The organism is Myroides odoratimimus, assembly GCF_030326305.1.
In the GTDB taxonomy this organism is placed as follows: domain Bacteria; phylum Bacteroidota; class Bacteroidia; order Flavobacteriales; family Flavobacteriaceae; genus Flavobacterium; species Flavobacterium odoratimimum_A.
In genome coordinates this window covers 1-13,423 of record NZ_JACAKB010000033.1, presented here as the reverse complement: position 1 = coordinate 13,423, position 13,423 = coordinate 1, and the positions used below count along the sequence as shown (strand labels likewise).

Sequence of the window (13,423 nt, the reverse complement as noted above, 5' to 3'; positions counted from 1 at the left end):
AAAATAGATAGAATGAACAATAACGACATATTAAAGAAACTGAGAGTTGCTTTACAATTACGCGACGATCAAATAGTAGAGATTTTAGAATTAGTAGATTTCAGAATTTCAAAAGGTGAAATTGGTAACTTTTTCAGAAATGCTGACCATCCTAAGTATGTAGAATGTGGTGACCAAATCCTAAGAAACTTTCTAAATGGTTTAGTAATTCACTTAAGAGGAACAAAAGAAGCTCCTAAAAACCCGCTAGAAGTGCTCGCCTCTAACAAGTCTGAAGTAAAGCCATTCAAGCAACAGACGGCAGAAAAGAAAACCAAACCTACATCTAAAAAAGAAGGGAATATAAGTAAAAATGTAGATTTCAAAAAGAAGACTACATCTAATAAAAAAACAACTCCTAAATCGCCATTAGCAGGAATCAAATTCAAAAATGGTAAAAAATAAAAATAACGCTATTCTTTAAAAGAGTAGCGTTTTTTTATCTCTACTTTACTAAATACCACAAAAAAAGGCTAACTCAAACGAGCTAGCCTTCTAAAAATTCTTTTATCTAAATTATGATAAAGCCACTTTTACTTGGTCTGCAGCTTCTTGGAAAGCAATAGCAGATAAAATAGGCATACCTGATTGATCGATAATTTCTTTTGCTAATTCAGCATTAGTTCCTTGTAAACGAACGATGATTGGCACTTTAATATCGTCCCCCATGTTCTTGTATGCATCAACAACACCTTGAGCAACACGGTCACAACGAACGATACCTCCAAAGATGTTAATCAAAATAGCTTTTACGTTAGGATCTTTTAAGATAATACGGAAAGCGATTTCAACACGTTTAGCATCAGCAGTTCCTCCTACGTCTAAGAAGTTAGCAGGCTCGAAACCAGCATACTTAATTAAGTCCATAGTAGCCATTGCTAATCCAGCACCATTAACCATACATCCTACAGTACCATCTAAATCCACATAGTTTAATCCTGCTTCTTTAGCTTCTACTTCGATAGGTCTTTCTTCTGTAACATCTCTATACTCTGCATAAGTTTTTTGTCTGTATAATGCATTGTCATCTAAAGTAACTTTAGCATCAACAGCTAAAATTTTATCATCAGAAGTTTTTAATACAGGGTTAATCTCGAACATTGAAGAATCACTTCCAATGTATGCTCTATATAAAGCATCTACGAACTTAACCATTTCTTTGAAAGCATTTCCAGATAATCCTAAGTTAAAAGCAATTCTTCTAGCTTGGAATCCTTGTAATCCAACTGCTGGATCAATTTCTTCTTTGAAGATTAAGTGTGGAGTTTTCTCAGCAACTTCTTCGATATCCATACCTCCTTCAGTAGAATACATAATCATGTTACGTCCTTTAGCTCTATCAAGTAGTACAGACATGTAAAACTCGTTAGTTTCGCTTTCTCCAGGGTAGTAAACATCCTCTGCTACTAAAACACGGTTAACTCTTTTTCCTTCTGGTGGAGTTTGTGGAGTAATTAAATCCATACCGATAATCTTACCAGCGATTTCTTTTACTTCGTCTAAGTTTTTAGCCAACTTAACTCCTCCTCCTTTACCTCTTCCTCCTGCATGGATCTGAGCTTTAATTACATACCAACTTGTACCAGTTTCTTCTGTAAGTTGTTTTGCTTTTTCAACTGCTTCTTCTGCGTTGTTAGCTACTAATCCACGTTGTACTCTTACACCGTAGCTAGCTAATATTTCTTTACCTTGAAATTCATGTAAATTCATAGTGTGATACGTTTAGCTTTTAATATAAACAGTTACAAAAATAACAATTCAGTTTGAAAAACCCTAATTTAATTAAGCTTATATAGCTTGTAACTGTAAATTAACCTTGTTTATTAATTTGTTTTTATACTTTTTTGATTCTTTTAGAAGATATCAGTATCTCCTTTACCTGCTCTTATAATTTCAGGCTCTTCTCCTGACAAGTCAATTACTGTTGACGCTTCATTATTTCCATAACCACCATCAATAACAATATCAACTATGTTTTGCCATTTTTCAAATATCAATTCTGGGTCAGTAGTATACTCCAATATTTCATCTTCATCATATATTGAAGTCGAAACGATTGGATTGCCTAACTTTCTCACTATTTCTCGAGCGATATTATTATCTGGCACACGAATCCCTACTGTTTTTTTCTTCTTAAACTCTTTAGGTAGTTCATTATTCCCTGGGAGAATAAAAGTATAAGGACCAGGTAGTGCTTTCTTTAATATTTTAAATGTAGAAGTATCTATCTGCTTCACATAATTAGAAATATTACTTAGATCATAACAAACAAAAGAAAAGTTAGCCTTTTCTAGTTTTACTCCTTTAATCTTAGCAATTCTTTCTAATGCCTTAGAATTTGATATATCACATCCTAACCCATACACAGTATCAGTAGGGTAGATAACTAGACCTCCCTCTCTTAATACCTTAACCACTTTATCAATTTCCTTTTCATTAGGATTCTCTGGATAAATCTTTATAAACTGTGACATACTTATATTTTTTATACTCTATACAATTTACTATAAAACTTGAAGCTTAGCAAATCTTAACAGCAGTTTTTTTATTCCTCCAACATCAAATCGAATCTCCGCTTTCTTATCTGCACCAACACCTTCAAGATTAATAATAACCCCTTTACCAAAACGTTCATGCATAACTACCTGTCCTACTTCTAACAGTTGATTACCATTTGTAAGACTAGTAGTCTTAGTTGGTGAAGCATCTACAGGCTTTAATTTCCTTATATTCCTGTTCTCTTTTGGCTCTTCACTATCGGTTACATAAGCAGGAGGAGTACCGGCAACAGGTTTTTTCAATCTCAACTTACTCTTATCTACATCACCAAAAATATCAGCATTAATAGTTGGTTTGTACCTATAATTTGTTTCTACTGGAGTTAAATACTCTAAATACTCGTCTTTAATTTCCTCTATAAATCGGGAAGGATCACTATCTACTAATTTACCCCATCTATATCTTGATTGAGCATAAGTTAAATAAGCCTGATGTTCTGCTCGCGTCAAAGCTACATAGAACAACCTTCTTTCCTCCTCTAATTCACTTCTAGTATTCATACTCATTGCACTTGGGAACAGATCTTCTTCCATTCCTACACAAAATACAGTCGGGAATTCCAGTCCTTTCGCTAAGTGGATTGTCATCAAGGCGACTCTGTCATCATCACCCGTATCTTTATCTAAATCTGTAGCTAAAGCCACATCTTCCATAAACTCACTTAAAGCTCCTCTTGCTCCATCTACCTCACGTTGACCTTCAATAAAATCTTTAATACCGTTAAGTAACTCCTCAATATTCTCCATACGAGTAATACCCTCTGGAGTAGTATCCTTACGCATCTCTTGAACAAGCCCAGTTTTCTTAACAATATGTTCCGTCAATTGATAAGCATCCATTGTCTCTTCTAAAGCCTGAAAAGCTTTAATCATATTACTAAAATCACTCAATTTACTACGCGTCCCTGCAGTAATCTTTAAGTCTATCTTATCAATATGTTCAACCACCTCAAATATAGAGCGCTTATAGTGATTAGCTGCAATAGTTAATTTGTCCAAAGTAGTATTACCTATACCACGTGCAGGATAATTAATCACACGTACTAATGCTTCCTCATCTTTTGGATTAATAACCAGTCTTAAGTAACTCAGAACATCTTTAATCTCTTTTCTTTGATAAAACGACAGACCACCATAAATACGATAAGGTATATCTTTTTTACGCAAAGCATCCTCCATAGCACGAGACTGTGCATTCGTTCTATATAGAATAGCAAAATCACTGTTGTTCTTTTGATTTTGCATCTTTTCTTCAAAAATAGTAGAAGCTACAAAGCGACCTTCTTCCCCATCCGTTAAAGATCTATGCACCTTAATCTTTGGGCCAAAATCATTTGCAGTCCATACTACCTTTTCTAATTTAACTTTATTATTATCAATAACAGAGTTTGCAGCCTCCACAATATTTCGAGACGAACGATAATTCTGTTCTAATCGATAAGTTTGTACACCTTCATAATCTTTTTGGAAGTTCAAAATATTATTAATGTTCGCCCCTCTAAATGCATAGATACTCTGAGCATCATCCCCCACTACACAAATATTCTGAAAGCGATCTGATAAAGCACGAACAATAAGATATTGTGAATGGTTTGTATCTTGATACTCATCCACTAATATATATTTGAATCTATTCTGATATTTAGAAAGCACATCAGGAAAACGAGTCAGTAACTCATTTGTTTTTAGCAATAAATCATCGAAATCCATTGCTCCTGATTTAAAACAACGTTCTACATAATTATTGTAAATTTCGCCTATACGAGGTCTTTTACTCATTGCATCAGCCTCTTGTAACTCAGGATTATTGTAATAAGCTTTTACAGTAATTAAGCTGTTTTTATATGATGATATTCTACTTAATATCTCTTTTGGTTTATAGATATCTTTATCTAATTGCATTTCTTTTATAATCTGTCCTATAAGGCGTTGACTATCTTGAGAATCATAAATAGTAAAGTTACTTGGATATCCTAACTTATCTGCCTCTGCTCTAAGTATCTTAGCAAATACAGAGTGAAATGTCCCCATCCATAGATTCTTAGCCTCTGAACTCCCAACAATTTGAGCAATCCTTACTTTCATTTCACGAGCTGCCTTATTGGTAAACGTCAACGCTAGAATATTAAATGCATCAACTCCTTGGTGCATTAAATAAGCGATACGTAAAGTCAATACTCTCGTCTTTCCTGACCCTGCTCCAGCGATTACTATCATTGGTCCATCTTTCTGAAGCACAGGCGCTCTTTGAGCCTCATTTAACTGATCTATATAATTTTGCATATCTGATTTACTCGAAAACGTCAAAATTACAATTACTATACCTTTATAACAAGTTTTTTGCAACCATAAAAAATATCACAACAAACATAATATTCCCTATTTTTGCTTAAAAAGATCGCAATGAGCACAGAATTTATTTTACAGCTATTAGCCTATACCCTACCTGCTTTGATTTCAGCAGCTTTAGCTTATACATTTTTTAATCGCATATTAGAAAAGCAGACAAAAAAAGATCTATTTCTATTAGAAAAATTAAAAGCTCAAAACACAATAGACCTTCAAGCCTTGAAATTACAAGCCTTTGAACGTTTTATAATACTAATTGAACGCATTGATTTAAAAAAACTAATTCTAAGAATAAGTCCTACCTCAGAAGATAAAACACTATATCAAATCAATTTAATAAATCATATAGAACAAGAGTTTGACTATAACGTAGCTCAGCAAATCTATATTAGCGAAGAGCTTTGGCAAATTATAGTTCAATCAAAAAATAGTATTATAGAATTAATACATCAGATTGGTAGTAATCCTAACATCCTAGATGCGAACCAACTTAGACAGACTTTAATTACTAAAAATATACTAATTGAAGAAAAACTAGAAATTGCTAGAAAAGCAATAAAACTAGAAGTAAATACAATAACAGATAAATAAAACACTATGAAAAAGACAATGATTGCTGCTGTACTAACCATGAGTACACTAGCCTATTCCCCAATCATCAATGCTCAAACCACTAAAAAAAACAACCTAATCAATTCTCTTACACAAGACAAAGTGGCTAAGGGATTAAAAGAAGCTCTTGATAAAGGAATTGCTGATCAAGTAAGTAAACTATCACAACCTGATGGTTTCCTAAAAAATGAATTAGTTAAAATTGTAATGCCTGAAGAATTTCAGAAAGTAGATAGAGCTTTAAGAAGAATAGGTATGGACAAATTAGCAGATCAAGGATTAACACTAATTAACAGAGCTGCAGAAAGTGCTGTGAAAGAAGCTACACCAATCTTTGTAGATGCTGTTAAGAATATGACATTCACAGATGCTAAAGATATTCTAGTTGGAGGCAAATCAGCTGCAACAGATTACTTAAAGAAAAGCACATCCAAAAGTTTATATACTAAATTCAGTCCAGTGATTAATTCATCTATAGCATCAGTAGGAGCTGATGTAATCTGGGAAAAAATGACCACTACTTATAATGCACTTCCTCTAGTATCTCCTGTTACAACAGACTTAACAGATTATATTACCAACCAAACTATGGATGGCGTATTCAAAATGATCGCAGTTGAAGAGGGAAATATTAGAGAAAACATCACAGGATCTAGAGATTCTAAATTATTAAAAGAAGTATTCGCAATTCAAGATAATCTAACAAACTCAACTAAAAAAAACACATCAAGTAATTCTATCGAGAAACTTTTTAAAAATAGAAAGTAACTAGGCACTTACATTGAAGTATATTTATATTTTTAAACAAAAAACTAAATATAACATTATTATAACATTCAATTAACTGACCTTTCTAAATATTTTTTTGATATTTGTATAATCAATAATGATTGATTTCATAATAGTTAGGGTTAGTTAAAAAAAGCCGAGTAATTTCTTACTCGGCTTTTTCTTTTTTATATTCTTACCGTAATCTTCTAGACTACTTTTCATCTAATAATCAAGATATTATTCAATTCGTTTATGAATTTGTTTAAAGTACTCAAAAGCATTAAACAAATGTGTCCCATGCCAAGAGAACATTTCCCCATCCACAAACACAGTTTTTCCGTGATGTGTATGTCTTCCTAATTCGAATGCATGTTCTTCCTTAAATGGATAAGGCTCTGACGACAAGAATACCAACTCTGGATCTCCTTGAATTCTAATCTTTCTTATCTCTACTTCAGGATAACGCTCTTCTCGATTAGCATATACATTCGTGAATTTATTCAAAGTCAAAAGGGTATTGATAAACGTATTATTACCTGCCGCCATATAAGGTTCTCTCCAGATAAAATAAGCTGCTTTTTGTGTTTCTCTAGTACTTACAAAAGACATGAAATCTTTGATAGCAAAATCAATCTTATCATTCCATTTTTTTGCCTCTGTACGTTTATTAAACAAGACACCAAAATCTTCTATCATTTGCTTATTATCTTCTAATGTAATAACATCAGTAACCCAAACAGGACAAATATCTTTCAGACTTTCTACGATCTCCAAAGTATTTTCTTCTTTATTAGCAATAATAATATCAGGATTAAGTGCCTTAATCTTTTCTACGTGTACCTTCTTAGTTCCACCTACTTTGATTTTGACTACACCTAAGTGATAAGGATGTACACAGAATTTAGTTATTCCTTTAATCTCATCTTCCAATCCTAAATCACATAACGTTTCTGTTTGTGAAGGCACTAATGAAATAATTCTCTTTGGTGCTTGTTCAAAGCGATGCTCTTGCCCTATTTGATCTTTTAATACAATCATACCATTTTATTTAATATCTCCTCCATTTCTTGTTGAATGGCTTTAGCTTCTAATCCCGCTTTCTCTGCGAAATCTTCTGCCTTAGAGGCAAAGATAATACCTCTTGACGAATTGATTAGCAATCCTACATTTTTACTTAACCCATATTTACATACATCTTGTAGATTACCACCTTGCGCCCCTACTCCTGGCACTAATAAAAAGCTTTCTGGCACTATTTTTCTAATCTCTTCAAAATATTCTGCCTTAGTAGCTCCCACTACATACATTAAATTCTCTGCATTTTTATACGTTTGAGAAGTTTCTAATACTTCTTGATACAATGGCTTCCCATTCACCTCTTTCGTTTGGAAATCAAATGCTCCTTGATTTGAAGTTAATGCTAAAAGAATAGTATGTTTATCTTCAAAAGCTAAAAATGGCTCTACAGAGTCTTTTCCCATATAAGGAGCAACAGTTACGCTGTCAAACGACATATCCTCAAAGAAAGCTTTTGCATACATAGACGCAGTATTACCTATATCCCCACGCTTAGCATCTGCTATAGTGTATACTTCAGGATAATTAGCATTTAAGTATTCTATTGTCTTCTTCAGAGACATCCATCCTTTTATACCATAAGCTTCATAGAACGCAATATTTGGTTTATACGCTACTGCATATTGATGAGTTGCATCGATAATTGCTTTATTAAAGCTAAATATAGGATCTTCTTCTTTTAATAAAAAAGTTGGAATCTTATCTAAATCAACATCTAAGCCAACGCATAGAAATGATTTCTTTTGCTTGATTTGTTCAATTAATTGTTGTGTAGTCATGTCTCGTAGTTATAGTTTAAAAAAAACCACACTATACAAAAGCAAGTGTGGTTTATAATATTTATATAAGACGATTAAAAAACGTCTCCTTCTTTTAATTTCTCAGTATTACTTACCAATTGTAATTCATCGATAATCTTCTGAATATTACCATTCATAATACCATCTAGATCATATAAAGTAAGTCCTATACGGTGATCAGTAACACGTCCTTGTGGATAGTTGTAAGTTCTAATCTTTGCAGATCTGTCCCCACTACTTACCTGAGACGAACGTTTAGTTGCATCTTCTGCTTGTTTCTTTGCTAATTCCATTTCATACAAACGAGAACGCAATACAGATAAAGCTTTATCTTTATTCTTGTGTTGAGATTTCTCATCCTGACATTGAGCCACAAGTCCAGTAGGAATGTGAGTCATACGTACAGCTGATTTAGTTGTATTTACAGACTGTCCTCCAGGTCCTGACGAACAGAATAAGTCAATACGTACATCATTCATATCGATATGTACATCGAACTCTTCAGCCTCTGGTAATACCATTACAGTAGCTGCTGATGTGTGTACACGTCCTTGAGTCTCCGTTTGAGGAACACGTTGTACACGGTGTACTCCTGCTTCAAATTTTAATGTACCATATACATCTTCTCCTGTTACTTCAAAGATAACCTCTTTGTATCCTCCAGAAGTTCCTTCATTCACATCTACTACAGATGTTCTCCATCCTTTAGATTCACAGTATTTAGTGTACATTCTAAATAAATCTCCTGCGAAGATACTTGCCTCATCACCTCCTGTACCAGCACGTACCTCTACCATTACGTTTTTAGCATCTTCTGGATCTTTAGGTATCAATAAGAATTTGATTTCTTCTTCTAATTCTGGTAAACGACCTTTTGCCTCATCTAATTGCATCTTAGCCATTTCTACCATTTCAGCATCACTTCCATCAGCTAATATTTCATTAGCTTCTTCCATATTACCTTTAAGATTTATATACTCAGCACGCTTTTCAACTAACTGTTTTAAATCTTTATACTCTTTATTTAATTGTACGTAACGTTTTTGATCAGCAATAACATCTGGCTGAATAATTAAGTCAGAAACTTCGTCAAAACGTTGCTTAATAATTTGTAGTCTATCTAACATATCCTAAAATAGATAATTTATTTGGTTTGCAAAGGTACAAAAAAAGAGGAATATTTATGCATACTCCTCTTCAATTACGTTACAAAAGTAACTAATTATTTTTTAATCTCAGCAGAAATCTCTACGTCAGACCAAGTTTTTCCTTCGTGCAAATCTTTACAAGCTTCATGTAAGCTATCAAATGCAGACTGAGCCGTAAAATCAGCAATGATATCTATTGAACCATTTAACTTAAGAGCATCACCTTCTACTGTATATGCGAACTCTTTCTCTTTAGAAATTCCATTCATTGTTAAGTTCACGATTACTTTACCATCTTTAAACTCACCAAAGAATCCATTGATATTTCCAACCATTTTAGCAAAGAACTGACCTTTTAACTTCTCATCTCTACCAGCATCATTAGTGCTTACAGAAGATGTTACTACTACGAAGTTAGCTCCTTTTAACGCTTCTTCTAATGTAGCAGCATCCGCTTTTACTTCATTCAATTTAATATCTGAGAATGTTCCTTTTACTCCTACTTTCTCAGGTGTTTTAAAAGCTGTCCATTCCATAGAATAAGATAATTCTTTTTGTACAGGTGCTTCTACTTGTTCTGTTGTTGCCTCAGTAGTTCCTTCTACTGCATTTGTATCTTTTTTCTCTCCACAAGAGATTGCTAATGCCCCAATTAAAGCTAAAGCTAAAACGGATTTTTTCATAAATATTGAGTTTTAATTATATTGCAACCAAATTACTAATTTTAACACGCTTTATTCTTAAATAAACATTAATATTTTTAAACACTCTAGTCTTAATACATTGCTGTTTACACCTTAAAAAATAATGTCCGTATTAGATTATAAGTCATAAAGTACCTTCTAGTACTAGACTTTTTTTATAAAAGAATAAGAACAGAATAATTAGTTATAATAACCTTATTAAATTAATTTCTACAGTCTTAATCTCTTTGGCACTATTCATATATTCTATGATGACTTTCGTATTCTCTTCTTTTAGTATACTTTCGTATTTATCTATATCATTAGTACGAATACCATTGATAGATATAATCCTCTGTCCCTTTTCTAATCCTTTAACCGCAGCTTCTGTATTATGGATAACACTTGAAATTAAAATCTCATCCCTTTTATCATTATACATCAGAGACAATGGCTTTACAAAAGGATCAAATGCTTTTACAAACAAATCATTAGGTTTAATGTAAACAAACTGATCTTTGTAATCAAATATCAAGTCAAAACGGTGTATAATCTCACTTCCTAGGATTCCCATTAATCCTTTTACAGCACTTACCCCTTCTGTATCTGAAGAAAACGAAACCGATAATTCACCACTCTCTATCTCATAACTACCTAACCTCAAATTCTTAATTAGTCCTTTTTCATAACTTGTACTATTACTCAAATTATCACTAGAATAGGATATCTTTTTATCTATTTTACTTAACAAATCATGCTTTTCTTTATAAGGCGTATTTACTATCAAAGTAGCACTAGCTCCACTATCAAATAAGATATCTCCAGAGAATTGCTCATTATTATTCAATGTCATCATGATTGGCAATTGAATTAAAGCACCATTATAGAACTTAAAAGGAATCTTCTCATAACCACTATAATCTACCTTTGTCCCAAAACTATATAGACTCATCATTTGTGTATTAAAGTCTAGCTTTGTTATATAATTCTTTAAAATAGTAGCCCCTATAATACCGTCAAACTTCTTTTCAGTCATAGCATACAGCCTAGACATATCTTCTAACACTACTGAAGTACTATCTACATAATTATTTTTATCTAAATAAACTTTGTAATTCCTGACTGACTCATAAGTTTTTTTACCACCTGCTCCAGTTATATCTCTTTTATAATCTGCTTTTAGACCAAACTCTTTTGCCTTTTGTGAATCTAAGAGTAGAGCCCCTGCTCCTGTATCAAAGAAGAAAAGCAAACTATCTTTTTGATTCTCCATTGGCAATCTTAGAAAAATCGTACTATCATCTTTTGAAAGCTCAAATGGCAACTGAAGTTTTTGTGCAAAAAAACAATTCACACTTAATAACATTAACAGCAATACCCCTCTTTTAAACATACAATACCAATAAGTTAATTATAAAGCAAAATTAAAATAATTTAACAACAATTAAAAAAATTAAACCAAATAAATAACAATTAAAATAATCAAAAGCAAAGTATTTAAAAACAAAAAAAGGGCATCCTAGTATAGGACACCCTTTTCATTATTTCTAATCTATTAGATTACTTTTTCTCAGGAATCTGAGTTAGGATCTCTAATAAGAATTTCCAGAATTTCTGTACAGAAGCAATATTAGCACGCTCTACAGGAGAGTGAGCTCCGCGGATAGTTGGTCCAAAAGAAATCATATCCATATCAGGATAGTTTGTTCCTAAGATACCGCACTCTAGTCCTGCGTGACATGCCACTACATTTGGTTTCTCACCTACTTGTTTTTCATAGATATCTACTAATACATCTAATATTTCAGATTCTGAATTAGGTGTCCATCCTGGATAAGATCCAGAGAATTCTACTTCACATCCCATTAATTCAAATGCAGAACGAAGACTATTCGCTACATCAAATTTAGATGATTCTACAGAAGAACGAGTTAAACATTTAACTACTAATTTACCTTCTCCTAAATCTACTTTAGCAATATTATTAGAAGCTTCTACTAAATCATCGAAGTCTGGACTCATACGGAATACACCGTTATGAGCAGTATACATAGATCTTACGAAGAAATATTGCGCCATAGAAGGCATTACTTTCTTAGGAGTATCAGCAGCTTCTAATTTCTCAAATACTACTTCAAAATCAGGATCTACAGTATGTAACTCTGCTTTAATCTCATCTACGATAGAAGTCATATCAAATACAAATGCCTCATCAAAAGTATTTGCAATAATTACCTCAGCTACACTTTCTCTTGGAATAGCATTTCTTAAACTTCCTCCTTTGATTTTAGATATCTGTAATCCAAAGTTATCAAAAGCATCAAATAACAATCTATTCATGATTTTATTTGCGTTTCCTAATCCTTTGTGGATATCCATACCAGAGTGTCCTCCGTTTAATCCTTTTACAGTTATTCTATATCCGATAGATCCTTCAGGTGTATCCTCTTCATCATATTCAGCAGATGCAGTTACATCTACACCACCAGCACATCCGATATCGATTTCATCATCCTCTTCTGTATCTAAGTTTAAAAGAATCTCTCCTTCTAACATTCCTCCTTGAAGACCTTTAGCACCAGTCATTCCAGTCTCTTCATCTATAGTAAATAGAGCCTCGATAGCTGGGTGTGGAATTTCGTTGCTTTCTAAGATAGCCATAATAGCTGCTACTCCTAGACCATTATCAGCCCCTAAAGTAGTACCTCTAGCTCTTACCCATCCATCCTCTACATACATATCGATTCCTTGAGTATCGAAGTCAAATACAGTATCGTTATTCTTTTGGTGAACCATATCTAAGTGAGATTGCATTACAACCACTTTTCTGTTCTCCAATCCTTTAGTAGCAGGTTTTTTAATAATAACGTTACCTACCTCATCTTTTATAGTTTCTAGACCTAAAGACTTACCAAAGTTCATCATGAACTCAATCACACGCTCTTCCTTCTTAGATGGACGAGGTACTGCGTTTAGATCTGCGAACTTGTTCCATAAGTTCTTAGGTTCTAACCCTCTAACTTCTTGACTCATATCTTAATCTCTTTAATTATTCAAAATATTCCTTCAAATTTAGGACATTCTAAATAAATAAACTGCTATTCCCTAATAAAATTCGGTTAAATCCAATTTCTATTCTCCTTTTATCCATATAATCCAAACACCTCATTTTCCTTTTTCTAATTCTCTAAGTATAACAACTTCAATCCTTCATAGCATAAGAACCACTTCTTATTCATTAAATAAACTAAGATTAGATTATTCTAGACCTAAACTAGGATAGATTCTAAAGAGCACTGTTATAAAGGCAATCGAGTAGGAGGCTGAAGATTATTTCTTCAGCCGACCTCTCACACCACCTGGCATACGGATCCGTACCAAGGCGG

At 33.0% G+C, this 13,423-nt stretch carries 12 protein-coding genes; 3 read left to right on the top strand and 9 right to left on the bottom strand.

What is annotated here, in order from left to right; all coding sequences use genetic code 11:
• Positions 1–12: 12 nt before the first annotated feature.
• Positions 13–444: a DUF1456 family protein gene (locus HX049_RS16110; RefSeq protein WP_286417131.1), complete on the top strand. Its 432-nt coding sequence runs from the start codon at positions 13–15 to the stop codon at positions 442–444.
• Between the two features lie 111 nt (positions 445–555).
• On the opposite strand, the gene sucC is transcribed toward HX049_RS16110, so the two are convergent.
• From sucC to HX049_RS16095, 3 genes are all read right to left on the bottom strand, one after another.
• Positions 556–1,749, bottom strand: coding sequence for an ADP-forming succinate--CoA ligase subunit beta (gene sucC, locus HX049_RS16105; RefSeq protein ID WP_006259161.1), 1,194 nt, complete (start codon positions 1,747–1,749; stop codon positions 556–558).
• Between the two features lie 143 nt (positions 1,750–1,892).
• A complete protein-coding gene (locus HX049_RS16100; protein WP_286417129.1) occupies positions 1,893–2,513 on the bottom strand; it encodes an L-threonylcarbamoyladenylate synthase in 621 nt (206 codons plus the stop codon).
• A gap of 30 nt (positions 2,514–2,543) precedes the next feature.
• The gene (locus HX049_RS16095; protein ID WP_286417127.1) at positions 2,544–4,880 is read right to left on the bottom strand and encodes an ATP-dependent helicase; all 2,337 of its coding nucleotides are present in this window, start codon (positions 4,878–4,880) and stop codon (positions 2,544–2,546) included.
• 120 nt (positions 4,881–5,000) lie between these two features.
• Here HX049_RS16095 and HX049_RS16090 point away from each other — a divergent pair, with 120 nt between their 5' ends.
• The gene (locus tag HX049_RS16090) at positions 5,001–5,537 is read left to right on the top strand and encodes a hypothetical protein (protein ID WP_041890801.1); all 537 of its coding nucleotides are present in this window, start codon (positions 5,001–5,003) and stop codon (positions 5,535–5,537) included.
• Between the two features lie 6 nt (positions 5,538–5,543).
• A complete protein-coding gene (locus HX049_RS16085; RefSeq protein ID WP_041890799.1) occupies positions 5,544–6,326 on the top strand; it encodes a DUF4197 domain-containing protein in 783 nt (260 codons plus the stop codon).
• Between the two features lie 240 nt (positions 6,327–6,566).
• Here HX049_RS16085 and HX049_RS16080 read toward each other — a convergent pair whose 3' ends face one another.
• The 6 genes from HX049_RS16080 to HX049_RS16055 all read right to left on the bottom strand — a co-directional run bounded on the left by HX049_RS16080 (position 6,567) and on the right by HX049_RS16055 (position 13,070).
• Positions 6,567–7,367, bottom strand: a complete 801-nt coding sequence (locus HX049_RS16080; RefSeq protein WP_286417123.1) for an ABC transporter substrate-binding protein — start codon at positions 7,365–7,367, stop codon at positions 6,567–6,569.
• On the bottom strand, positions 7,364–8,185 hold the full coding sequence (gene pyrF, locus HX049_RS16075) for an orotidine-5'-phosphate decarboxylase (protein ID WP_286417122.1): 822 nt from the start codon (positions 8,183–8,185) through the stop codon (positions 7,364–7,366). The genes HX049_RS16080 and pyrF overlap by 4 nt, the downstream gene beginning before the upstream one ends.
• Positions 8,186–8,259: 74 nt before the next feature.
• The gene (gene prfA / locus HX049_RS16070) at positions 8,260–9,333 is read right to left on the bottom strand and encodes a peptide chain release factor 1 (protein ID WP_041890792.1); all 1,074 of its coding nucleotides are present in this window, start codon (positions 9,331–9,333) and stop codon (positions 8,260–8,262) included.
• Between the two features lie 95 nt (positions 9,334–9,428).
• Positions 9,429–10,037, bottom strand: coding sequence for a YceI family protein (locus HX049_RS16065; RefSeq protein ID WP_286417119.1), 609 nt, complete (start codon positions 10,035–10,037; stop codon positions 9,429–9,431).
• Between the two features lie 205 nt (positions 10,038–10,242).
• On the bottom strand, positions 10,243–11,430 hold the full coding sequence (locus HX049_RS16060) for an aspartyl protease family protein (RefSeq protein ID WP_286417117.1): 1,188 nt from the start codon (positions 11,428–11,430) through the stop codon (positions 10,243–10,245).
• Positions 11,431–11,597: 167 nt separating this feature from the next.
• Positions 11,598–13,070, bottom strand: coding sequence for an aminoacyl-histidine dipeptidase (locus HX049_RS16055; RefSeq protein ID WP_025125126.1), 1,473 nt, complete (start codon positions 13,068–13,070; stop codon positions 11,598–11,600).
• Positions 13,071–13,423 lie beyond the last annotated feature (353 nt).

What these genes read in the sequence shown, in the direction of transcription:
- HX049_RS16110 (WP_286417131.1), top strand. Translation starts at nt 13, where the DNA reads ATGAACAATAACGACATATTAAAGAAACTGAGAGTTGCTTTACAATTA.
- sucC (WP_006259161.1), bottom strand. Translation starts at nt 1,749, where the DNA reads ATGAATTTACATGAATTTCAAGGTAAAGAAATATTAGCTAGCTACGGT.
- HX049_RS16100 (WP_286417129.1), bottom strand. Translation starts at nt 2,513, where the DNA reads ATGTCACAGTTTATAAAGATTTATCCAGAGAATCCTAATGAAAAGGAA.
- HX049_RS16095 (WP_286417127.1), bottom strand. Translation starts at nt 4,880, where the DNA reads ATGCAAAATTATATAGATCAGTTAAATGAGGCTCAAAGAGCGCCTGTG.
- HX049_RS16090 (WP_041890801.1), top strand. Translation starts at nt 5,001, where the DNA reads ATGAGCACAGAATTTATTTTACAGCTATTAGCCTATACCCTACCTGCT.
- HX049_RS16085 (WP_041890799.1), top strand. Translation starts at nt 5,544, where the DNA reads ATGAAAAAGACAATGATTGCTGCTGTACTAACCATGAGTACACTAGCC.
- HX049_RS16080 (WP_286417123.1), bottom strand. Translation starts at nt 7,367, where the DNA reads ATGATTGTATTAAAAGATCAAATAGGGCAAGAGCATCGCTTTGAACAA.
- pyrF (WP_286417122.1), bottom strand. Translation starts at nt 8,185, where the DNA reads ATGACTACACAACAATTAATTGAACAAATCAAGCAAAAGAAATCATTT.
- prfA (WP_041890792.1), bottom strand. Translation starts at nt 9,333, where the DNA reads ATGTTAGATAGACTACAAATTATTAAGCAACGTTTTGACGAAGTTTCT.
- HX049_RS16065 (WP_286417119.1), bottom strand. Translation starts at nt 10,037, where the DNA reads ATGAAAAAATCCGTTTTAGCTTTAGCTTTAATTGGGGCATTAGCAATC.
- HX049_RS16060 (WP_286417117.1), bottom strand. Translation starts at nt 11,430, where the DNA reads ATGTTTAAAAGAGGGGTATTGCTGTTAATGTTATTAAGTGTGAATTGT.
- HX049_RS16055 (WP_025125126.1), bottom strand. Translation starts at nt 13,070, where the DNA reads ATGAGTCAAGAAGTTAGAGGGTTAGAACCTAAGAACTTATGGAACAAG.